The organism is Spirosoma pulveris, from assembly GCF_054781875.1.
This window is the reverse complement of sequence record NZ_BAAGTO010000003.1, coordinates 591,925-617,679: the sequence shown is the minus strand read 5'-3', so window position 1 is coordinate 617,679 and position 25,755 is coordinate 591,925. Positions and strand designations below refer to the sequence as shown.

Sequence of the window (25,755 nt, the reverse complement as noted above, 5' to 3'; positions counted from 1 at the left end):
ATAAATCGTATGGACTGCACCCAGAACATCGACCCGTTAAAACTCGTCCGCGAAGGAACCAGCCGGAAACAGCGCAATAGTCCCGCGCTCGATCCTGCCTACGCGCCGGTGAATGAGCGCACCCCCGCGCACGGAATGGTGTTCGCCCAGGCCTATGCCCAATACCTGAACTATTACAACAGCAAGAACGAAATTGCCGACAACTGGCAGCCGTTCTTCTCGAAAGACATTTCCGTTCAGTTGGCCGTTGCCGCTGTGCAGGACGTGGAGGCCTACAAAATCCGCATAAAAGAAGCGTTTGCCTTTTTAAACGACCGCGCCAATCAGGCAAACGAAGATGACCTCAAAAAGCACCTCGGCTACCTGTTTAGCTACCTGGGTACGCTGGCCCGGCAACTGGATACCCTAAGCAAAACCCTTCCCGCCGGTACGCCACTCAAAACCACGCTGCAAAACCTGATCAAAAGCCAGCTGGCACCTGGCTTCGGACGGTTGATCGCCTATTACAAACCGAACCTGAAAGCGGGATCGTCGGACGAGCCGGATGCAGTAAAAAGCCTCGTTGCCGAAGTCGAGCCCGGCTTTATTCTGCTGGGAGGCCCCACGCTGGCCTTCAGTACAATTTTCAAAACGGGGCTATCGGCCAACTGGATCACGGACGGGTCGGCTGACTGGGAAACGTACCGGGACGCTATTTCGGCACAAAAATCGGTATATGGTACGGGAACGAGCGTCTTCGAGAAAGCCAATCACCTGGCTACGCATGCCTTGTTTACCTCTATTTTCGATCAGTTCCTGAAAGCCTATGCCCGGGTTGTGGCCGATGCCAAAGCGGCTCTCGATGCGTCGCTCACCAGCCAGGACAGCCACGATCCGCACTACGCGCTGTTTCTGGCGTTTCTGCGTTTACAGGAGTACGTCAGGCAGGAGACGAATACGCTCACTGCCCGCCACCTCGACTTTTATTACCGCGACATTCTCCGGCTGCGCGAAAGACCGGCCGAGCCTGCCCACGCCCATATCCTGCTGGAATTGGCCAAGCATGTCGATTCCTATCTGCTCAAGGAAGGGGAATTGCTTAAAGCCGGAAAGGACGCGTTGGGTAAAGACGTCTTTTTTGCCAATGACGAGGCTTTTGTGGCGAATGCCGCCCGGGTGGCCGACCTCAAAACCGTGTACCGCCACAACGACGAGGCCGTTACCGGCGAGGGGGCCCATGCAGCCAGGCAGATCGACAGATTGTATGCCGCGCCGGTGGCCAACTCGCAGGATGGGTTGGGCGCGAAACTTACGTCGGCGGATGGATCGTGGCATCCTTTTTTCAACAAAACCTACGAAGACGGCAAGCTCATCAGCATCGACATGCCCAAAGCGGAGGTGGGGTTTGCGGTGGCCTCCCATTACCTATACCTGACGGAAGGGTACCGACGCATTACCCTGACCGTTCAACTGACCCAACCCATCACTACCAATGCGTCTGTTACGGCCTATCTGACAACCGAAAAAGGGTGGCACCCTGTCAAAACGAGTTTAACGGCATCAAATACAGCGACAGTCAGCCTGTTCATTGCGTTGGAAGCCGATGCACCCGCCATTCTGCCCTATGTCGCTAAACTACACGGGGGCGACTTCCAGACCGGGCACCCTGTCCTGAAAGTGGTACTCGACCAGGCCGCCGACCAGGTGTATGCCTACGCAGAACTGGAAGCCGCTCAGGTTGCGAGTTGTACGATCGCGGTCTCTGCCGGGCTCGATGGCAGCGGCAACCTCAATAAGCCGGGCATCAAGTCACCGGCGGTCAGCACCGACTTTGGCCCGGTCGACATCTCCAAACCGTTCCAGCCGTTCGGGCCAAACCCGAAGGCAGGCTCGGCATTTACCATAGGTAGCAAGGAGATCTTCCAGAAAGCCAATGCCGTTGTTAAACTCAGTTTTACCTGGCGGGGAACGTTTAAGGCCACCCCTTCTCTATCGGCCGCTTACCTCAGCAAAGCCGTTTGGACGCCCTTAGCCAGTTCGATCTACGTCGACAGCAATCCGAATACCCTGACGATTCCACCCGCTGGCGCGGCCCGGGTCGACTACGGTCCGAATGAGTTTCTGACGACCGCATCGATATCCGGTTTCCTGAAAATTTCGGCCAACGGCGATTTTGGCTATGCAACCTGGCAGACAGAGTTGGCCAGTTACTTCATTAAACTTAAAACAGACAACCCGGACCCATTACCTAAGGTACCGGAAGCCCCCGAAATCACGGCCGTCAATCTGGGATATTCAGCCACATCCGCGCCCATTCCGCTGAACTCGACCAGTTCGAAAGACGCGTCCGGCGCTAAATTCTACCATCTTTCACCCTTCGGCATGGCCGAGCGGCACCCGCAACTAACGGGTAGCGGAGTGGTGACCTTACTGCCCCAATTCAGCCATGCCGAAGGGGGCGTCAGCCAGCATCACGAAGCCGAGTTCTACATCGGCATCAGCGGCTTGTTACCCCCCCGAAGCCTGTCGCTGCTGATTCAGGTAGCCGACGGTACGGCCGACCCCAACTCGGTGAAACCAAAGCTTCACTGGAGTTATCTGCGCGCCAACAACTGGGTAGACTTCACGAACGAATCCCTCAGCGATACCACCAACGACTTCACCCGCTCAGGCATCGTCACGTTGGCCATTCCCGCCGACGCGGCCGCTACCAACACCGTTTTGCCCACCGGGCTGCACTGGATTCGGGTAGCGGTGGTCGCTGCCAGTGAGGGAGCCTGTCGCCTGCTGGCCGTAGCCGCTCAGGCGGCACGCGTTACGTTTGTCGACCGGGCGAACGACCCGACGTTTCCGGCTACCGTGCTCCCCGCCGGTACGATCAACAAACTCGACCAGCCCGATTCGGCCGTCAAAAAAGTCGAACAGCCTTTTGAGACGTTTGGCGGGCGCGGAAAGGAAACGTCCGAATCCTTCTATAACCGCATCAGCGAACGGCTGCGGCACAAAGACCGGGGCATCGCGCTCTGGGATTACGAGCGCCTGGTACTGGAAGCCTTCCCGCAGCTATATAAGGTAAAATGCCTGAACCACACGCATTACGAGCCGGGCATTTACAAAGAGCTGGCGCCCGGTCACGTTACCCTCGTCGCCATTCCGAATCAGCAGTTCCAGAACCAGCGCGACCCGCTCAAGCCGTACACCAGCCTGGGACTACTGACCGAGATCGACGTCTTTTTAAAGTCCCGGCTTTCATGTTTCGTGAAGCTGCACGTCAAAAACCCACAGTTCGAAGGCGTTCGGGTCAAGTTTCGGGTGCGGCTCTTCGATGGCTACGACGAAACGTTCTACATCGGCCGCTTACAGGAAAGCATCACCCGCTTTCTGTCGCCCTGGGCCTTTGCCGGGGGCGAAGGCCCTTCGTTCGGGGGCAAAATCTACAAATCGGTGCTGATCAATTTCGTGGAAGAACAGCCCTATGTCGATTATGTTACTGACTTCCAGCTTTTCCACGACATAAACGGTGTTCCGGGAACGGAGGATAAGCAGGAGGTAGAAGGATCGATAGCTATCTCCATTCTGGTCTCTGTAGCGGCCAAACTCCATACCATTTCTGCCATCAAACCGACGGAGGAAGCGACTTCCGCCGAACAATGTCCCTGCGAAGCATGATTCAGAAACTCGCTCCCATCCCCAAACAGCCCGTGCTGAAAGCCGCTGAAGACTTCTACCGTCTCCGCCGGGAAGGGATTGGCTTTATCGAGCAGATGGGAAGCCACCTCTGGACGGATTACAACATCCACGACCCCGGCATTACCATTCTCGAAGCCCTTTGCTACGCCTTCACCGACCTGGCCTATCGCATTGGCTGGGAAATAAAAGACCTGCTGGCACCTGCTCCTTCCAAGGAGGTACTCGGCAAGCCGCGGCCACCCTACCCGGATCAGGCATTCTTTACAGCGCGCGACATTCTGACCGTCAACCCGGTTACACCCGATGATTTTCGCCGTCTGCTGATCGACCTCGACCGGGTTCGAAACGCGTGGGTCTTCGGCAAAGAGTGTGCCTGTGAACTGCATTACTACGCCTGGTGCGAAGCCGGTCAATTGATGCTTTCGTACAAAAAACCAGCGAATCCGCTGCTGAAACCCGTAAACGTGGACCCCAGGGGATTGTACGAAGTGCTGCTCGAACTGGAAGCCGACCCCGAATTGGGCGACCTCAACGACCGCAAACTTGAAACCACGCAGATCGTGTTCGATGATAACAGCAAACCGGTTTCGCTCACCCTCGAACTGCGTTTTCCGGCGCTGACCCTAACCGACCAATCTGCCTACGAACGTTTTACAGAGTTTACTAGCCAGACGAACGAGTTTACCCGGAAGATCACCAAAATCAAGGTGCTCAAGATTTCGCGCACCAAACCCGAAACTGCATTTACCACGACGGCCCTGCTTCAGCGGTACTGGCGCGATGTCTTTTACGTGTCGTTCGAGATCACCTTCGATAGCGGTGCCCCGCTCATGATTCCCAATGCGGCCCTTCGGTTATACGGCGGCACGGACGCAAAAAGTCGGACCGTCGTAAAAAAACTGGCGGGTGACCCCGATCTGGCCGATCAGTTCAGGCTGACCGATATTCTTGAGGAGACATCTGTTCTGGGAAGCATCCAGCGGTATCGGCAGAAACTACGCAAGGCCGGCGAATCCATAACAGCCGCCAAAGCCACGCTGCAGAATCACCGCAATCTGGACGAAGATTACTGCCGAATTAAGGTAGTCGATGTAGAAGACGTAGCCGTTTGCGCCGATGTAGAAGTGGCCCCCGATGCCGACATTGAGCGAATTCAGGCCAAAATCTGGTTCGAGATCGACCGCTATTTCAACCCGCCCATCCCCTTTTACAGTCTACAGGAACTCCTTGACGCCGGACAGTCGGTAGAGGACATTTTCAACGGACCCGCCCTGGAAAATGGCTTCATCAAAGCCGACGAATTAAAAGCGGCTGGATTGAAAACCGTGCTCCGTACGTCGGATATTATCAACCGGCTGATGGATATTGACGGCGTTATTGCCGTCAATGAACTCCTGCTGTCCAAATACGATGCCGAAGGAAACAGTATAAAAGGCGCTGCGGACCCCGTTCAGACCGATGCGGGTCTGGTGTTCGACCCTAACCGGTTCAGCGCTAAGTGGCAGCTCTGGGTGAGCACCCTGCACCAGCCCCGACTGTATTATAACCAGTCGCAGTTTCTGTTTTATAAAAACGGGCTCCCCTTTCGTCCTCGCATGGACGAATCGATGGACACGCTTACCCAACTTCGGGGAGAGGCCGAACGCCCGAAGATCAACCCCACGCTGGATGCGATTACCAATGATCTACCAGCGCCGATGGGCAAATTCCGCAATCCGGAAGCGTACTTCCCGGTTCAGTACAGCTTCCCGATGACGTACGGCATTGGCCCGGAAGGGCTGCCGTCGACGGCCACACCCCAGCGCCGGGCGCAGGCCAACCAGTTGAAAGCGTATCTGATGGTTTTTGAACAACTGCTGGGCAATACACTATCGCAGGTAGCCAACACCAGGAAGTTGTTTTCGCTGGAGTCAACCATCGACAAAACGTATTATGGACGACTGTTCGATGAGACGGCTATTGAGGGGTACGAAGACATTGTCAGCGCAGGTTTGACGGCCGATGTATTACAGAAACTGGTCGAGTCGGAGTCCGAATTTGCCGAACGGCGAAACCGGTTTCTGGATCATCTGCTGGCCCGGTTTGGCGAGCAATTCAGCGAGTACGCGCTCATGCTCACCACGCTGGAGGGGCAGCAGATCGCTCAAAAGCGCCTGATCGACGATAAAATCTCGTTCCTGAAAGCGTATCCGACTATCAGCCACGACCGCGGAAAAGCGTTCAATTACCAGAAAAACCAGAACGACCCGGCCAACGCATCGGGCCTGAAACGCCGGATCAGCCTGCTCCTGGGCTACCCTAACTTAACATTTTCGATCGATCTCAGCGCGTCGGCCCCTTATACCGCTACCAGCTTCACACTGGCGGATACCCCTTACAAAACGGATGCGACGGACGAAACCGCAACGGTCTGGCTCACCGGTAAACTGACCGTCGGCGTGAGCGAGGCCGACGAAGAAACCGCCCGATTCAAGGCATTTGAACAGATTGGGGAGATATTGGAGCAGACGATCCAGCCCGATTCGTACGAGATTGTAGCCGAGCAGGGTAAATTCCGACTCAACGTCAGGGCCGATAACGGCGATCTGCTGGGTACGCACCCTACCTTGTTCAATACCGAAGTCGACGCCCAGGCCATTGTCAACGAATTGCTGGGCTGGAGTAGCAACGAACGGGCACTGGTCGTCGAGCATTTGCTGCTAAGGCCCAAGTTTCCCGGCGATGCCCTGTACCCTGCCTGCGCCGAGGGAGACTGCGGCACCTGTGGCGACGAAGACCCCTACTCCTTCCGGCTGACCTACGTGATGCCCGGCTGGACGGCCCCTTTCAGCGAAAACCTGGACATGCGCCGGTTCGCCAACCGCACCATTCAGCAGGAAATCCCCTCGCATCTGCTGGGGAAAATATGCTGGGTAAGCAACGATGGGTTCATCGAAAACCCCTGCGACCCGGTGGTTGCCCAACTGGCGGAGCTATTCGAAGATGAAGGCAAAACCACTGCCGATGTGCGGCCCAGCCCGGACGAAGCCTGTACCTGTGCGCTGGCGGTGTACACCCAATTCAGCCTGGCGTTTAAAAACTGGTACGCCGACAAAACGCTGACGTATTTCCACCCCGAAGCCCTGCAAACGGCACTGGACACGGAGTTTTCGACCCGTTTGAAACCCGCCGATGTATCCTGCACCACGGTATTCGAAGCTGCCTTATGGGCACGTGTGCAGTCCATTATGGTAAGCCATTTTGTACAGATCGCCTTTTCGGGATTGCAGTTCGAGCGGTTCGAAGATGCCTGGCATGCGTGGCTGGAGGCCAATGCCGCCATCGACTGGACGGAGCAGCAGTTGCAGGAGCGGGTGGAGGGTATTCTGAGTATAAACGTCGACAAAACGCTGGTGCCGCTGGCGGATCAAAAAGCGAAACTATGCCAGTGCGCCACCGCCATCCTGACCACCTTCGGCATGAATTTCTATACCTGGATGGAGACCAACATGCAGGCAGGTATTGCCATTAAGGAACTTGATTTCACCAGGTTCGATCCCGACAAGCCCGATCCGCTGACGCTCTGCACCAATTTTACGTTTGCTGCCGATACGCTGAAAGCGATAAAAACCTTCCTGACCGAGCGTTACGCGACTTATGTGGACGTCTCCTATCGGCTCCGGGTGGTGGTGAATATGCTCAGTAAACTCAGGAATACCTATCCGGGGGCTACCCTCCACGACTGCGACGATGGCAGTGACCAGAACCCCGTTCGGCTGGGGAGCACCGCCCTCGGCAATTACCCCACCAAAAAACAATAACCTGTTTCTCTAAATGGCTATAACCGCTATTTGCTATGCAAGCGACTCAAGAAAAATATCCGGTATTTGAAGCGAATCAGGTGCTTACCAACGAACACCTGAATCAGCTCTTTATCTATTTAGACGAGCAGGAACGACTCACGCGGGCTAACCTGATTGGCATTGGTATCGTGTGCGGGTTCGACCTCAGCTACGATGAGGTATTGAAAACCATCCGCCTGTCGAAGGGCTGCGGCATTACCTCAGAGGGGTACCTGGTGGTGCAGCAACAGGATGTGGAACTTGTCTCGTACCGCAAAGTAACCGAAGACCTGACCTATCCGCTGTTCAAAAATACCAACCCCGTCGACCTCGACCCGGCCCTCAACACCCAGTATGATCTGTGGGAGCTGTTTCCGAAAGACGAGCCCAACGTAAAACCGCTGGAGTCGCCCGCCAATTTCCTGAAAGACAAGGCAGTGGTGCTTTTCCTGGAGCTTAAAAACGCCAAACTGCGCAATTGCAGCCCCAATAACTGCGACGATAAAGGGGCCGAAGTCAACATCAGCGTGCGCCCCATGCTGATTCAGCAGAAATATCTGGTCAAACTCATTGCGAAGGAGAATCAGCTGAATACCACCATTACGACTGCCGAACTGGAAACGGCCCTGCTTGCCCGTTTAAACCTGCCCGACCTGCGACTGCCCCGCTATGATGTGCCCAACACCAGCCCGGCTACTTCACAGGACGTATTGACTGCGTTTCAGGCCGTCTTTAAAACGGACAAGGTCGTCACTAATTTCAGCAAAGCACTTGCTGCTGCCTATACGGCATTCAAGCCGGTGTTGCAGAACATACCCGACCCATCCGTCGGGTTCAGCGCCAAATTTGGCTTTTTAGAGCAGGCTCCCGCCAATACCGGACAGGTGCGTTTTCTTCCTTATTATTACGACTTCTTCGACGACCTGATTCGCGGGTACGATGAGTTCTGCCGGAAAGGGCTGGAGCTCATGTGTGCCTGCTGCCCGCCGGAAGGGCTGTTTCCCCGGCACCTGATGGTCGGGTTACTCTATCCGGCGGCTAACGCGGGCGTCTATCGGCACGCGTTCAGATCCTCATCGGCGGTGAGCGGCTGCGAAGAACAGGAGCAGGAAGTACGGCTGCTGTTCCGTCGGCTGGCGACCATGATTGAGCGGTTCACCCCCACCCCGCCTTTACCGAATCCATCGACGGGCTCATCCACCGACAACCAGATTCGGATTACCCCCAGCAAACTGTCGGATGCCCCGCTGTCGGACAAAGCCATTCCGTATTATTACCAGCAAACGGGCACTACGCCCCTGTACCAGCTCTGGAATCCGGAAAAAACCCGCCGAAACCGAGCTAATCAGAACCTGAGTTACCGCGCTGCCGAATACGTGCCGGTGGCCCCGTCCTTTGTGACCAACCCCCTGCGCTACGATCTGGAGCCGTATAATTTCCTGCGTATCGAAGGTCATCTGGGCAAAAGCTACCAGTCGGTGCTGAACACACTGCTGACTCTGAAAGCGCAGTACCGGCTTCCTATCGACGTCATTGCCCTGCGTACCGGCGCTTTCGACGAGACCATGCCTGTGGATCTGACCAAAGAAAAAGCCCGTTTTCAGGATCTGGAAGCCGTATACGATGCCTTCCGGGAGGAGTTGCTGTCGTCGCTGGCCGAAGGTGCCCGCAAATTTTACGATCAGCCGATAAACAGCAAAGACCCCGGCGGGAAGCCCCAGTTACCCCTGCTGCAACAATATGCATCCAACTACAGCTACAAAGCAGGTTCGCTGGGGGCGTGGTATGAGAAATACCGGGCGCAGCTACAAGCCATACCGTACATTGATGTCGACCAGAACAACATCAATGCCGGTACCATACTAACTGTTTACTGCGGTCTCTTTATTGGTACTACGGCACCGGCGCCCGAGTTTCAGCCGCGCGTTGTGGCCGTCTATTACCTTTCTAAGCTGGCCGAGATGCTGCCCAAAAGTTTAGATCAGCTTAAGTTCGCCGACTTCCAGAATAAATACCAGGATCTGATCGAGTTGTCCCGCTACTTCCGTAATGCGGAGGCCAGCGCCGTTCCGGCAAATCTGGAACAGTTCCTGCCGAAAGAAGACCTCATCGACCAGTTCGACCAGATTCTTTTTGCCTGCAAACTCGAACCCATCCGCTCGCTCATCGACGAGTATAAACAGCGGCTGAAGGAGTTGAAGCAGAAACAGTTTTTAAGTAATTTTTTACAGAACAACCCCGGCATCCAGCACAAAGCCGGGGTACCGCTGGGCGGAACGTTCATCCTCGTCTACCACGACGATCCGGAACCGGTCGTTGGCACGGTGGCTCCGGTAACGATTGATTTCCTCCAGCCGGTATTTTTCACGCCATTTTTCAACGTTCAGCAAGCGCCCACCTTCACCCAGGAAACAAACAACGAACCTCTGGCACAGGCCTTCAAACGGATCAGCAAGAACCAGGCGTTAACGGATAACGAAGACATCCGGCTTGTGATGGGTACGCTGTTCGGCATCATCCCACCCCAATCTACCGGCATTGTGGCTGGTCAGGAAGACCCCGGCAAAAAGATCATCGACCAGACCGTTAATGAACTGGCCGATGGAACGGTCATTGCCGATTTCTACCTGCCTTACCTCTTCAGCGGGGGCGGCACGCCGGTGCAGTTTGTGCTGCCGAAAGTGAAACCTTCGTTTACCTATAGTATAGGCTGTACCAAGGCCAACGACAAGGCGGAGGTAACGCTGAAACCACAGGGTGGTGTGCCTCCCTACAGCGTTAAGGTCGATGATGAAGGATATAAACCCCTCGACGGTGTTCTGTCGCTGGCAGTGGGGGCACGCAAACTTAGCATCCAGGATGCCGAAACGACCGAATCGGAACCGCAGACGATCAAGATCGAAAAGCAGCTTGTCCTCGATGAGCCGACCTATACCTGCCTTCCCGGTGGCAATACATATACGGCTACACTAACCATAAAAGGGGGAAAAGCGCCTTATAAAGCCGATAAAGGCACGATTACCAACACCAACCAGTATACCAGCGAGGTGCTGCCCGGTGATGTGGAGACGACAATCAAAATTACGGATAGCCAGGGATGCGAGGCTACGAAAGTCCTTCAGAAATCGTGCCTGCCGCCACTCGCCTTTACGGTTGAGATTGGGTGTACAACGCCCAATAATGTAGCGCCCGTGACGATAACGCCGACGGGGGGACAAAAACCCTATCAGGTGCAGATCGACCAGGGGGCGACTGTGGCCGTCAGGAATCCGACCTTCCTATCGGTGGGCGCACACACCCTGCTCGTTACCGATTCGGTTGGCGAATCGGCGGCTCCGCAAACGATCAACGTACCGGCCGTACTAACCCTGTCTGTCAGCGAAACAGACTACCGCTGCGAAGATGGAACGTACCGCGCCGTTGTGCACGTATCCGGCGGCACACCGCCCTATTTCTACAAACGGGCCACCGACGAACTGGAATTTACCGAAACCCTATTCATTACTGATCCGGTCAAGAGTGGCGAAGAAGCTGCCGTTGTGGTCAGAGACTCCAGCCAATGCGACCCCGCCAAGCTGACGATAAGCCATACCTGCTGCGATCTGCCCTGCGATGGACAATCGCGACGGGGTGCGTATCGACTGTGGATTCAACCCGTAAACGATTTCCCCCGGTATAACGCTTTTGAACAGCAATCGATCATCCGGTTCCGGTTCAATGGAAAGGAGTATGAACTCCCGGACACGCAGGGACTGCTTCAGCAGCCCGCCGATGCGCTGAACACGAAATTCCAGGATACGGTTGGCGGGATTCTCAAAAAGCTGAACAGTATCATCAATGACGCCCTGACTAAAGACCTGGGTAAGCCGGGGAACAAGCGACTTGTACTCACCTACAAACCATCTGCCGATGATCCTTTTGGGGTAATGATGATCGAGCATTTCGTATGCGATACGTTTATGCTTGAGTTCGACTACTTCATAGACCTTTCTGAACAGAAATATAACCTAACCATCCGCTATACCAACGAACCCGACGTGACGGGTGCTCCCTTCGACGGGGTGATGCTGACGAACCGGGAGACACAGAAGATAGCCCGGATACCCGCTTTCAACTACGCGGAACGAAACCAGTGCCTGAAAACGGACTATAAACCCGAATGCGACGGTCCCAAACCCGTGCTTGAATCCCGAACCGTTGGCAAGCGTAGTACGGCGAGCCGACTACTGATCAATGCCACGTTTGAAGGACAGGTTACCACCATCGACCCCAGCGAGATTTTGGGATGGATATGGGATGTAGCGCTGGCAGCAGAACCCGTCTATGCAGGCCAGAAAGTTGATGGCGTTCAACTGCGAAGAGCCGATTTACCCGTTCGGCTGACGGCCATCACCACCAAAGGCTGTTTCAATATTCTCGATAGCCAGATCAAGTTATCATGACCCACATCATCCGGCAACAATACCTGCACATCGACCTGAACGGCACCGAATCCGACGGTATGGCTCTCCAGCACCAGCTCTCGGACGTGTGCCAGCACTGGCTGATTCCCGCCATTGAGCGGGTGCTGGACCGCTATGCACCGTCGGATGGGCACCTGATTATCGACCGACTGGACATTGATGCCGGTACCCTGAACCTCGACCGACTGGAACAGGACATAATCCTGCTGGTCGAACAGGCGCTGGAGCAGGCCATGCGGCTACAGACGCCAACGCCCGAACAGGCGCAGATGCAGCCCGCCGGGACCGTGATCCGAAAAACGAGCCGGCAAACGGTTTTTGACGCGTTTATTCATTTCCTGAAAACCGGTACCCTGCCCTGGTTTTTCCGCCTTCCGCCCGACAAAACGCTGGAACAGACCCTGCTGGACATCTGGGAAAACGAACCTGAATCGAACGTAGAGCAACGTTGGCAAAATCAGGTGCTTCGATCAGTTTTGAGCGCATTCCCGGTTGGACAGCGGCTTACCCGGCAGTTTTCGGCTGCATTCCGAACCCGGCTGCTGGGCCGATTTGCCCCGGTGGCCGAAGCAACCGTAACGACGCTCCTGAGCATACTGAAGTATGTGTACCCCCGGCCGGAATCGGTGGCTCTTTTTGAACGAAAGCTCTGGGAAACGGCCTTTGCGCATGTCACGACAGATACCGCCATTTCCGGTGAGCAGCTCGTCCGGAAAACCTGGCTGGCCCTGGCCGGGACGATACCACCATCGAACGAGTTGGGTCATGTGCTGGAACAGTACTGGCCGGGCGTAACACAATCGACTCCCGCAAAAGACCAGTCGGCGGGCCGTGAAACGACCGAACGGGCAACCGACAACCCGGCTCCCAAACAGGAAACAGCCTTGCCAGCGGGATTTGGAGATAACGCCGGGCCATCTCAACTGTTCGACACGCACGAGGGTCTGTATATCGACAATGCCGGTCTGATTTTGCTGCATCCCTTTCTGGGGCAATTTTTTGGCGCTCTGGGCATTGCTGCCGATGGGCAGTTGCAGCAACCCGAGCGGGCGTTATGTCTTCTGCACTTTCTGGCTACCGGCCAGTCCGTTGCGCCGGAGCATGAACTGCTGTTCCCCAAACTACTGTGTAACGTCCCATTCGAAACACCCGTAGAGGCCGATGTAACCTTAACGCCCAACGAACTGGAGGAAGCCGATGCACTTCTCGAAGCCGTTGTCCATCACTGGGAAGCACTGCGAAATACCTCGCCCGATGCCCTGCGGGGCACCTTTCTCATTCGCCCCGGCAAACTTTCCCTGCGCCCGGATGGCGACTGGTTGCTCCAGGTCGAATCGCAGCCGTACGATATTTTGCTAGATCAGCTGCCCTGGGGCATAGCGATGGTAAAACTTCCCTGGATGGACCGGCTGCTTCGGATAGAGTGGCGCTGACTCATCGGCTAAACGTATAATGTACGCATGAAAGCGAGTTCGGAAAAATCGACCACCACCACGCCTTCGACTGCCACGCAGACGAGCGGCCAGCCTTTTTTTGCCAAGGCAGGTGGTGGCGACTTTTTTGAGCCAGCCCGGCAAACCGCTGCCCCCGCCGTTCAGATGAAACTGACGGTGAACAAGCCCGGCGACTCGTTTGAACAGGAAGCCGACAAAACGGCCGATAAAGTAATGCGGATGCCCGCGCCCATGTCGGCACCCGCCATCACAGGAAAAGACGAGAAGCTGCAACGGCAACCTGATGATAAACTCCAGAAAAAAGAAGACGACAAGCTTCAGAAGGCTGCCCTGGCCGAAGAGAAAATACAAAAGGCCGAGCTAAAAGACGATAAAATTCAGAAGGCACCGGCTCAGGAAGAAAAACTTCAGAAAAAAGAAGACGACAAGCTTCAGAAGGCTCCCGCTCAGGAGGATAAAATACAGAAGAAGGATAGTACCCAGGCCGGGAAGACAACCGGCGACGGTACGCCAGCCGTTACCTCCGATGTCCAGACGGCCATTCAGCACCAAACCTCCGGCGGGCAACCGTTATCCAACGACGTGCGAGGGTTTATGGAACCCCGTTTTGGTGCCGATTTCAGCAATGTCCGCATTCATACCAATGCCGAGTCGGCGGGGTTGAGCAACCAGCTTAGTGCGCGGGCTTTTACGTACCAGAATCACATTTTTTTCTCCCGCGACCAGTACCAGCCCGGCACCAGCGAGGGAAAACAGCTGCTGGCCCACGAGCTAACCCATACGGTACAGCAGGGCCATGCCGTACAGCGTAGTCCGCAGGTAGCTACCACGGCTACGCCCCCACCCGTGCAGCGGCTGGGTGTACAGGATGCACTGGACTATTTTGCCGATAAGGCGTATAACATCCCCGGTTTCCGGATGCTGACTATTTTGCTGGGCTTCAACCCCATCAACATGCGGTCTACAGACCGGAGCGCGGCCAATATTCTGCGGGCACTGATTGAACTGGTACCGGGCGGCCACCTCATTACGCAGGCCCTCGACAACCACGGCGTGTTTACCAAAGCGGGGGCCTGGATCGAGCAGAAGCTGGCCACCTTGGGCGACATCGGCAGCGAGATTATCTCCGGGCTGAAAAGCTTTATCAACTCCCTGAGCTGGACGGATATCTTCGACCTTGGCGGGGTTTGGGATCGAGCTAAACGCATCTTCACCGACCCCATCGGGCGACTCATTTCCTTTGCCGGGAGCGTTGTTTCCGAACTCCTCAAAATGGTTAAAGACGCCATTTTGAAACCGCTGGCGGCTTTGGCGGAGGGAACCCGCGGTTACGACCTGCTCAAAGCCCTGCTTGGGGTAGACCCCATTACGGGCGAAGCCGTTCCGCGCACCGCCGATACCCTCATTGGCGGGTTCATGAAACTGATCGGGCAGGAAGAAATCTGGGAGAACATCAAGAAAGGGAATGCCGTTGCCCGCGCTTGGGCGTGGTTCCAGGGCGCGCTGGGCGGCTTGCTGAATTTTGCCCGGACCATCCCCCGCCGAATCATCGACACGCTTACGTCCCTTACCTTTCAGGACATCATTTCTGTAGCCGGGGCATTCAGCAAAATTGTCGGCTCGTTTGCCAGCATTGCGGGTGAATTTTTCAATTGGGCGCTCAACCAGGTTATCAGCCTGCTGGAAATCCTCTTCTCGGTGGTGGCTCCCGGCGTAATGCCGTACATCGCCAAGGCCAAAGCGGCATTCAACACGATTCTAAAAAACCCGATTGGCTTTGTGAACAATCTGGTACGCGCGGGTAAAATGGGCTTCCAGCTCTTTGCGTCCAACATTGGCGAACACCTGAAAACGGCCCTCATCAAATGGATTACCGGACCACTGGGCGAAGCGGGTGTGTACATCCCTAAGTCGTTCAACTTGATCGAGATTGTGAAACTGGTTTTATCAGTGCTGGGGCTAACGTGGCAGAACATCCGAAGCAAGCTGGTCAAGATCATTCCCGAACCCGTGCTGGTGGTACTCGAAAAAACGGCGGGCATTCTGGTTACACTCGTAAAAGACGGCCCGGCAGCGGCCTGGGAGCAGATCAAGACTGAGCTGACGGAACTGAAAGACCAGATGATAGCGCAGGTTACGCAGATGATCACCACAGAAGTCGTGAAAGCCGCCGTGGCGAAGCTGGTGAGTATGATCAACCCGGCGGGGGCTGTTATTCAGGCAATTCTGGCCATTTACAATACGGTTACCTTCTTTATTCAAAAGATAAACCAGATTGCGGCCGTGGTGGCATCGTTTATCGACTCCATATCGGCCATTGCGTCCGGTCAGGTAGAAGGGGCGGCCAAGAAAGTGGAGCAAACGATGGCCAGCACGCTCACCGTCATCATCGCCTTTCTGGCCAAGTTCGCCGGATTGGGGAATATTCCGGAGAAACTGGTCGGCATTGTGAAGAAGATCCGTCAGCCAATCGACAAAGGGCTGGACAAGATCGTGGCGTGGCTGGGGAATTTGCTGAAGAAGTTGGGTGGAGCTTTGTCCTCTTTCTTTTCACCGCAATCCTTTAAAGTAGAAGACGAAGATCACAAGCTCTACCCTGATAATTCTGGTGAACCAATGGTTGCCAGCTCAAATCCAAAACGACTTGAGGCAGCCTTAAAAGAGTTGGGAGCCGATCCGGGATTAGCAAAAGATTTAGGAAAAGCCAACAAAAAACTGAAAGACGCTACCAATCCGACTCAGAAAGCCGCTGCAGAGAAAGAAGTGAATGGGTTGGTGTCCAAAGCGGTGGCTTTGCTTGTCCAACTTAAGTATGGAAAGGGGACAAAGGAGACAATGGAGAAAACAAGCGTAAGTTTTACGCCACCAGCTAAAAGCAATCCCACTTCCATTGCCGAGTTTAAGCGGCAAATTGGCATGCAGCACCAGGAGCTGAACAAGACAGAAGTAGGAAAATGGCAACAGAACCGAGCCCGGTTTATAGGGTTTGGTAGAGACAAAAAATCAGACACGAAAGAAACCCGATCAGAGTCAGTCATAGACTTACTGAAGGTAGAAGGAGATAAAGCTATTGCCGAACTGCAAACCCTGAAGATTATCTCAGCCAAAGATGCCCAACGCTTAAAAACGGCGATCACGGTAAAGAATGAGAAACAGATGAAAACCATCGTCAGTAGAATCATGGGACTTTACAGCAGTAATAAATTGGCCGTACTTCATACAGTCGACCAGGTAGCGGGCGGAAGCGCCGACGTTTACGGCGACGAGAAAAGCATTTTTGGCCAAAGCGATATCAACTCTTCGATAGGCTCACAATGGGCGCAAAAAATTGACGTAGTAGATAAGGCAGCGAAGAATGTTAAGCCAACTGCGTTAGTCAATGTTGACTTAACTCCAAGATAACTGAATGCGAATAAAGACTAGTTTTAACACAGTATATGGTCAACTACGACGAATTTTTAGAAGAGCACATCCCCAAAAGGCAATTCGGTTACTTTTCCGATTCGGAACTTCAGGGAATGGCCGAGAAGCTACCGGAAGAAATCGTTCAATTTCTGACCAGCGAAGGTATATGCTCTTACAGTAATAATTTTTTGTGGACAACCAGTCCTGATCATTTTAATGGCGTACTGGCACAGTGGGGCCTCAACGAATCAACGTGTATTCCCTTTTTGCGAACTGCTTTTGGCGCCTTCATTTACTATAATCGTCGCAATAAAAAAATCTATCTCCTCGATCCCCTATTAGGGCGAAGGATGGATTTAGCGGACGACCTTGACGATTTACTGAATATGATGTTAATGCTCGATACAATTTTGGAGAACGGCTTTTTCATCAGCCAGTTTAAACATCTTAGCGTTGATGTGCAGACGTTGCAACCGGATGAAATCGTGGCATTGTTTCCTGCTCTACCACTGGGAGGAAGCTTCGAAACGTCAAAAGAGGAGGTCGTAAAAATGAAGGAGCATCTGATTTTACTCGCTCAACTTTTTGGCGGCAAAGCCCGGCGGGTGTAGGCTCTCGCCCATTCTTATGACAGATATGACCAACGCTGATAACCTCACCACCGCTTTGGCTTACCTTCGGGCTGTAATCGTGAGCCGACTAAAGGTGCATTCGGGCAAGGTAGAGGCCGAGGACGTTAGCGGCACCGCTTATTATCAGGACGACTCGCCCTTTTCGACCTTCGTCAAACAGTACCAGCCCGGCTTCGACGAATACATGCTGCTGCTGCTGGCACTGGCTCCGCATGTTCATCCCCATTTCTTTAACCAGATCATTGCCGAACAGTACCCCGAGGGGGGCGACCTGCCCGAGTTTGGGGGCGTGAAGGGCATGAATCACCGGGGGATACTGCCCACCGGCGAAACCGCCCAGTTCGTGCTGGCGGGTGACGACCTCGCCAAGCGGCTCACCATCCAGCGCCTGCTGAGCAATGACCCCAACTTTGTCTGGAAACGAATGCTCCGGGTCGACAGCGTACCCGCAGGCGAACCCTTCATGAGCGGCCGACTGCTCCTAGACCCCGATGTGGTTGAACTACTAACCACCGGCATCAGCAGTCGGCCGCAGTTCAGTATGGAGTTTCCGGCCGAGTATATTGAGACCGGCATGGACTGGAATGATCTGGTGCTTCACCCAACCACCTTACGGCAGATTCAGGAAATAGAACACTGGATTACCCATACCGATACCGTACAACATACGTGGGGCATGAAAAAGAAAATCAAGCCCGGCTACCGCGCCCTGTTCTACGGCCCGCCCGGCACCGGCAAAACCCTTACAGTTACACTCCTGGGAAAGCAGACGGGTAAGGATGTCTTTCGGATCGACCTATCGCGGGTGGTATCCAAATACATTGGCGAGACCGAGAAGAACCTGTCGCGGCTGTTCGATAAGGCGGAGCACAAAAACTGGATCCTTTTCTTCGACGAAGCCGATGCCCTGTTTGGCAAACGAACCGACATCCGCGATGCCCATGACAAATACGCCAATCAGGAGGTGGCTTACCTGCTTCAGCGTATCGAGAGTTATAATGGCCTGGTTATTCTGGCCACCAACCAGCGGGGCAATATTGATGACGCTTTTATCCGGCGTTTTCAAACGATTGTTTACTTCCCCCTACCGCGTGCCGAAGAGCGGCAGGCAATCTGGCAGCGCACCTTTCCGAAACAGATGCCAATTGCTGCTGATATCGACTGGCATCAGGTGGCCAGCCGGTACGAACTCACGGGCGCCAGCATCGTCAACGTGGCACACTACTGCGCTATTGAACTACTGGCCGATCAGTCCCCTAAACTGGATCGGAAACGACTGGAAGAGGCCATCCTGCGAGAGTACGCCAAGGAAGGAAAAGTGATTTGAAAACCAAAAAACGTGGTAATGCTACCAAACGTCGAAAATTTCTTTCTTCTGTATAAAATTCTTTTATCGAACGGCCCTGTGCAGACTATTCAGACTCGTATTGTATTTATTCGAGAGAATAGACCACAAATTAAGTACAATTGAACAAGCAAGAAGGCTACTTAAACCGCCTATTCTGCTTATTATCAACCATTTCTATATAGACGGCAAATGGCTCAAAAAACTTAACCACGACACACATATGTCATTTATCTAATATATACCAGAACGCTAGATTTACAATACTATTGTGTCATTAAATAAATAATAAGTAAATACGATGTTGATCAACCGTTTAAAAGATTTTCGTCATAGTTTCTAAAATAGAAATTTCATTACTTTAACCTGATTTAACATCTAATATGATCTAATATGAAATTTTTACCTTTCAACAACTGTGTACCTGTATTGGTATCCGGTGCTCTGTCCACCCTACTACTTTTCGGATGCGTTAAAAACTCGGAGTCCATACAACCTGAACCCGTATCAACCGTTTCTTCAGCCAATGCTCGTAAAGGGGCGACGGCTACTGCCGACAATTTAGTCTCTGTAACGAGTATATGCGGGTACGATTACACAGCTGCTATGGAATCAAGCCTGGCAACTGCCGGCTGGACAAAAACGTTTGAGGACAACTTCAATGTAAGCCCCAATAATCCGGCGAATACAAACTGGAATGTGTGGGTTGGAGGATCTTTCAACACGGAACTGCAAATGTATACGGCCAGCCCCACTAACCTGACCGTTACCCAGGATCCCAGTAACACGGCGAATAGCCTGCTACAAATTAAAGCAATAAAGGAGCAGGTGACAGGGCCAAAATATCGGCAGGATGTTGATGCAACTCCTAAAAACTTCGACTTCACATCGGCTCGGATTGAATCAAAACCCTTGTTTACACCTGTTGGCCCTAATGGCCAGGTACGGATGGTAGCGCGTATAAAGCTGCCTAGTGGCTATGGCATGTGGCCTGCTTTCTGGTCTTATGGCGATAACTGGCCGACTAACGGTGAGATTGATATTCTTGAAGCGCGCGGCAATGAGCCTAACAACTACCAGACAAACTATATATATGGTACTACAAGCAACCAAAATTTAGTTACGAACGCAGGTACCTTCCTCACAACGTCAACCAGTTTGACCGAGTGCTGGCACGTTTATGAGCTGATCTGGAGCAAAAAGTCGCTTACATTCCTGCTCGATGGCCAGGTGATTGACACCAAAACCGGCGGCTACGTATCTAATCTGGCCGGAAAGCTTGAAAAACTTACGTTGAATCAAGCGGTAGGTGGCGATTTCTTCTACGCGCCAACAGCCAGTCAGATTCCCCTCAATGCTGGCGAAGGCATCATGCAGGTTGACTGGGTAAGAGTGTACACGAAAAAATAGTAAAAGCATAAGTTCAGGCAAAGAAAAGGCAGTTGTCAGACTGCCTTTTCTTTACTCTATCTATAAGCTATGTTGACTAGTTACCGGAAGCTATCTGTTCATTCCTATGAACTACAGTATAGCTTCCGGCAATTAGTCAATTCTCAGAAGTTTATCGACGGCACAAGTTACCGATCTACCCTTATCACTAAAAAATTATATCCACTTATACATATATAATCCATTAGCTTAGCACTAAAATAAGTTTTTGTCTTAATTTTGTAGTACTCGATTTCACTTACCAATGGTTTGCACCGAGTAAAGTTTACCATACTTAGCTGACCGAAATTTATTTATCGGTATGCGCTAAGTTTATTGACTTTTCGACTGCATCTTATTTATAAAGTAGTTCTCGTTTTTTGTAAAATACCGTCAGGGATTTTATGATTAAACTGAGAGCTATCTACCTATCAACGTTATTCTTCATACACTCATTTACGTATTACGTACAGATTACTTCTGGTTTTCTGTCTCTTCAGCCTACATAAAATTACAGACTTATATTATATTATTTACCGTACTTGTTAACTTAAACAGAATGGAGCGGAATAATCAGATAGATTTTTTCAGAGGATTTTTATTAGTATTAATTACGATCAATCACTTCGTATCAGAGAATAATATTATCATTCGTTTCACCAGAGAATCAATTGGTTGGGTGGAAGGGGCATCAGGATTCGTGTACCTGTCAGGTTTCACGGTGGGGTTAGTATACACAAATAAATTTTTAAAAAAGGGAGGAAACGAAATTCGCAGTGCAGCCATAAACCGGTCGTGGCTTATTTATAAATTTCATATAGGTGTATTCTTCATTACTTTATTAGCCGTACTGACGCTGGGCTTCGTTCGAACTCACTGGGAACCGCACTACGGTACTATGCTGGCCAACCCAATAGGAGCATCTATACTGGCACTGATTTTCCTTTACCAGCCGCAAAACATGGATATCCTGCCCATGTATGCCGTCTTCTTACTCTTTGTACCCTGGATTATCGTCCACTTACAAAAGCATCCCAAAGGCTATTTTGTTGTCTTGCTGATCTCATCGATTATTTACCTGATTGGAACGTTTGAACTGCTTTTAATTAATCACTACCGATACACCTGGAGCAGATGGGTAAATCCGGGTTATTTTAACATGCTTTCCTGGCAAATTATCTTCGTTGTCGGGATTATTTTAGGCAACCTGGCTTATAAGAAAAAACTGGGCGATCTTCTCGATAAAAACTACATTGTTTGGGGTGCTTTTGCGGTTGCTATTTCTCTTTTTCTAATCAAAAACCTGGTGGCTCTCCACCTGATCGAAATCACTGATTATGACATTAAGTTTTGGGCTGACAAAAAATACCTTCGTCCATTACGGTTAATTAATGTTGGGGCCGTCTTTATTCTAATTCGCTGGGTAATGGTAAAAAATCCCACCTGGTTTCAGTATAAACCCCTTGCTTATCTCGGTAAAAATTCGCTGGAGGTTTTCGCCTTTCACATTATCCTGGTTTTACTTTTTTCGCCCTTCAACCCCTACCTTACCAGTATCAGCGCGTACCGGGTGTTTGGCGGCTATTATTTTTATCCGCTGGAAACCGTATCGACCTGTCTGGTAGTCGCTGCACTCTACCTGGCTCCTACTTTATGGAGTGCTACAACACGCAACTATCAGGGAATAAAAACGCTCGTTTCTAAGCAAATGAATAAATTAATTCAGCCTAGGCATACGGAAGTGTAATCGTAAATGTGGTGCCTGCTCCTTCTTTGGTCAGTACGCTGATCTGGCCGTTCATCAGGTTTGTATACTCCTGGCAAATGGCCAGACCAAGGCCACTTCCCTGATAGCTGATGGCGTTACCAGCTCTGAAAAATTTATCAAACAAATGGGGCAGGTCTTTTTTGGGTATGCCGATTCCCTGATCGCTTACCGCAATTTTCACTTCTGTCGCGCTATAGGTTAGGGTCAGGCTTACATTTTTCGTGGAAAACTTGATGGCATTCATCAATAAATTGGTCAGAATATGATGCATCAGTTTTTTATCCACCAGTACATCGACAGCCTCCCCGACAAGCTTGACATCGATCTGCCGATTATCCTTGCTTTCCGAAAACGTAGATGCAATCAATGCCTTGCAGAGTGCACCTAAATTGGTATAGACGAGTTGTACGTCTATCTTGCCCTGCTCTATCTTGCTGAGCGTCAGGGTATCGCTGATCAATTCATTCAACGAAACTACTTTTGTCAGGATGGCGGTGAGATGTTTGTCTATGACTGGCAGTACCAGCGAAACATCCTCTCCGGCTATATAATGCCTTACCAGTTCCGCACTGGAACTGATGGCCATGAGGGGCGTTCTGAACTCATGCGAAGCCGTGGTGATAAACTGCGATTTTAGCGTATTTAAGGATCGCTCGTTCTGCAACGAGGTTTCCAGAATCTGCTCTTTTTCAATAGCCGTCGTTATGTCGGTAGCTACGCCGATACGCCGAATAAGCACCCCGGCCTCATTGGTAACGCCAAAAACCCTGGCATGTAACCAGCGCAGACTACCGTCCCGATGGCGCGCCCGGAATGTCAATTCACTACCCGAAACAGAATCCTTGAAAATAGTTTGAATAAGCGTCCGATCTTGTTTCGCAATACGCGGTAAGAATAAGGAAGAGTCTGCGTAAAGGGCCTGAGAAGATACACCGGTAAATTTCTCGAAAGCAGGGTTTACATACAGAAAGCGGGGCTTTTCACTGTCTACTATACAAAAGACCTCGTCGACATTTTCAGCAATCTCCCGAAAACGCTGTTCGCTTTCCTGAATTGCTTCTTCGGCCATTTTGCGCTCCGTAATATCCGTCAATGTGCCGGTTACCCCCATCCATACATGCCCATCACCCGGCACGATCTGGGCATTTACATCGATCCAGCGAAACCCGCCCTCTTTGTGAACATAGCGAATAACATGCCTGACAGTCGTCCGCTGCCCTGCTTTAATCTGCTCAAAGAGCAAAAGCGTTTCGGCATGATCTTCGGGTAAAATCGAATCCAGAAAAAATCCTCCCAGCGATTCCTCGACGGAAAAGCCCGTGATGACCTCCCAGGCGGGATTTAGATAAACCCATCTCCCTACCTCGTTGGTTTGAAAGACAATAGTATCCAGATGATCGACCAGTGAACGATAGCGTTGTTCGCTGGTACGCAGGTTTTCTTCATCCAGTTTCCGACGGGTCACATCCCAGGCAACCCCAATAAGCCGGATTGGCTTCCCCACCGAATCGCGAATGATACGGCCGTTCGTTTCCAGGTACCGCACGACTCCATTTGGACAAACGATACGGTACACATTCGAAATGGTATCTCCTTTCCCGGCGAGTTCGTGCTGGCTTTTGGCCATGAGAGCGGGCAAATCTTCCGGATGTACAGTAGCTAAAAAGTCGGCATATGTCAACGGCCGGACGGGCAGCGTTAACCCGTGTAACTCCCACAGGCGCTCATCCCAGATGACCGTACCGGTAATTAAGTTATTTTCCCAGATCCCCTGTCCAGCCGCCTGCGTAGCTAGCTGCAGCCGTTCGTGAAGCTGTCGTAGCTGATCCTCAGCCAGTTGCCGGTCGGTAATATCCCGAGCTGAACCATAGAGCAATCCCTTAATGCCAATGGCACTCCACTCAATGATCCGGTACGTACCATCTTTACAGCGCCACCTATTGATCTGATTGCGAACCGGCTCCTGCTGACTTTTCTTTACTACTTCTTTAGCCACAAACGCCTGCTCATCAGGATGAATCAGTTTCAAAAGCGGCATAGTCCTGAGTTCACTGGACGAAAAGCCCGTTACCTCCTGAAAGGCATGGTTGACTTCCAGCAGCAAGCCCTTCCGATCAGCAATACAGTGCATATCGAGTGCACCGGCAAAAAAAGTATCCAGTATCTGATTTTTCTGAAGCAGCCTGGCTTCCGCCAGCTTCAGGGCCGAAATATCAGTGGCAATACCCATGTAACCCAAGGTTGATCCATCCTCATCCTCCAACCGGCTAACCGTCAGCAGAACCGGAACCAGACGGCCATTTCGAGTTGTCAGCAAGCATTCCTGCTGTACGTATCCCTTCTCAGCCACTACAGACTGCGAAAAGAAGTTGTACGATTCGTCGGGATCATACGAACAAAATGAAATGACCGGATCCCAACTTTCGGTTATTTCAGACTTTAACCGGGCAACTTTACCGATAAGCTCATTGGCCGAAAGACCCAGTAACGTTTCGGTGGCCTGATTGACCGTCTGTACGATGCCGTCGGGATTGGTCGAGAGAATAGCCTGCCCTGCATGCCTGAGGATAGCATTTTGCAGCGTAGACAGCTTCTGAACCTGTTTAGTCCGCTCGGCAATACCTTTTTCCAACTGAGCGTTCTTTTGACTCAGCAGTTCTTTAGCCTCCATCAGGGGCGAAATATCCATGACGGTGAACAGCACATTCTCACCTACCCGAACGATCCTGAACTCTCCCCACAAGCAAATACCATCATGCTGAACCTGCTTTTGGTAGTGGAGTGTTTTTCCGGTCTGCGCCACATGGGCCAATCGGTCAAACAGGCCGGCATTGGTAGCCGAAGGGTGCAGCGCTTTAAAGTGCTTGCCAGCCAACTGGCTAGTGCTATAGCCAATCATGGCGGCATGGGCCGGATTGGTCCACAGGTAGCTAAAGTCTGTTATATTCCCCTCTTCCCAAACAGGCTGCAAAAAGGCCAGCCCAACGGGCGTATTAGCCACAATGGCTTCCAGTAACTGATTTACCGTATCGGATGGGGAAGACTGTTTCGTTAAAAAGAAAGAGCGGGGGTGAGCAGAAGCCCACTCACACTGCTCAACGGGCAGGTTGTCTGGTTCAACGTTAGCCGGGATGGAATCGACCGGATTACCAGCCAGTAATTCGACCAGATACCCCCCATTCATGGGTGAAATGAGGAGTTGGCCCGGCTTGCCGGTTGCCAGTTCATAAGCCAGACGGCAACCGATACCATTTTCCAGCAACGGCCAAAGGGGATCGAACAGAGTTCCGTCTCCTGAGGAGATCCAGTCGGTTAAGCAGGCACCTGCGGGGATTGATGCCGTAGCTGTGTGACAGGCTAAATTAACCAGCCTCCCACGTTCATTATATACCGGTGTAAAAAAGAACAAGTTTCGCCGAGCAGACGACAGTGGGTCAAGACCTGTTATGTGCGCAGTCTGTAGAGAATTGTTCATAAAAACTAAGGTCAGCTTAATCAGCCAGTAACACCGATTTTTTACTCATTCATCCCAACGCCAATCATAGAAGCTTCTTGTCTGGTAGCCATAGAGATTACTGGCTTGGTCATTCGGGACACCAATACCAGCGTTCGGGCGTTGCTTTCTCTACATTAGGGATAAACTGCTTTTTGGCTGACGAATCTGGCGAATCAGATACTCTTGAGTAATTTATACGTAGTCAAATCTAATAACTTTTTCCGGCCTATCAACCAATCTTTAATTAATAGTTTTATTATTAAAGTATAATTAC

Annotated in this window: 10 protein-coding genes; 9 read left to right on the top strand and 1 reads right to left on the bottom strand. The window is 52.1% G+C overall.

Going from position 1 to position 25,755, the window contains the following annotated elements:
- Positions 1–9: 9 nt before the first annotated feature.
- From ACYVJM_RS15220 to opgC, 9 genes are all read left to right on the top strand, one after another.
- Entirely contained in the window at positions 10–3,648 is a 3,639-nt protein-coding gene (locus tag ACYVJM_RS15220; RefSeq protein WP_461149086.1) for a baseplate J/gp47 family protein, read from the top strand.
- Positions 3,645–7,469, top strand: a complete 3,825-nt coding sequence (locus ACYVJM_RS15215; RefSeq protein ID WP_461149085.1) for a hypothetical protein — start codon at positions 3,645–3,647, stop codon at positions 7,467–7,469. The genes ACYVJM_RS15220 and ACYVJM_RS15215 overlap by 4 nt, the downstream gene beginning before the upstream one ends.
- A 35-nt stretch (positions 7,470–7,504) precedes the next feature.
- A complete protein-coding gene (locus ACYVJM_RS15210) occupies positions 7,505–11,932 on the top strand; it encodes a hypothetical protein (RefSeq protein WP_461149084.1) in 4,428 nt (1,475 codons plus the stop codon).
- Entirely contained in the window at positions 11,929–13,386 is a 1,458-nt protein-coding gene (locus ACYVJM_RS15205) for a contractile injection system tape measure protein (protein WP_461149083.1), read from the top strand. Before ACYVJM_RS15210 ends, ACYVJM_RS15205 begins: the two co-directional genes overlap by 4 nt.
- Before the next feature lie 27 nt (positions 13,387–13,413).
- Positions 13,414–16,809 carry an eCIS core domain-containing protein gene (locus ACYVJM_RS15200; RefSeq protein ID WP_461149082.1) on the top strand — a complete coding sequence of 1,132 codons (3,396 nt, stop codon included), beginning with the start codon at positions 13,414–13,416 and terminating at the stop codon, positions 16,807–16,809.
- A 35-nt stretch (positions 16,810–16,844) separates the two neighbouring features.
- The gene (locus ACYVJM_RS15195) at positions 16,845–17,423 is read left to right on the top strand and encodes a GAD-like domain-containing protein (protein ID WP_461149081.1); all 579 of its coding nucleotides are present in this window, start codon (positions 16,845–16,847) and stop codon (positions 17,421–17,423) included.
- Between the two features lie 25 nt (positions 17,424–17,448).
- Complete coding sequence (locus ACYVJM_RS15190) at positions 17,449–18,771, top strand: ATP-binding protein (RefSeq protein WP_461149080.1); 1,323 nt, start codon at positions 17,449–17,451, stop codon at positions 18,769–18,771.
- A gap of 624 nt (positions 18,772–19,395) precedes the next feature.
- Positions 19,396–20,199: a glycoside hydrolase family 16 protein gene (locus ACYVJM_RS15185; protein WP_461149079.1), complete on the top strand. Its 804-nt coding sequence runs from the start codon at positions 19,396–19,398 to the stop codon at positions 20,197–20,199.
- Between the two features lie 577 nt (positions 20,200–20,776).
- Entirely contained in the window at positions 20,777–21,964 is a 1,188-nt protein-coding gene (gene opgC / locus ACYVJM_RS15180; protein WP_461149078.1) for an OpgC domain-containing protein, read from the top strand.
- On the opposite strand, the gene ACYVJM_RS15175 is transcribed toward opgC, so the two are convergent.
- A complete protein-coding gene (locus ACYVJM_RS15175) occupies positions 21,945–25,460 on the bottom strand; it encodes a PAS domain S-box protein (RefSeq protein ID WP_461149077.1) in 3,516 nt (1,171 codons plus the stop codon). The two genes, opgC and ACYVJM_RS15175, sit on opposite strands and share 20 nt — an antisense overlap.
- Positions 25,461–25,755: the final 295 nt, after the last annotated feature.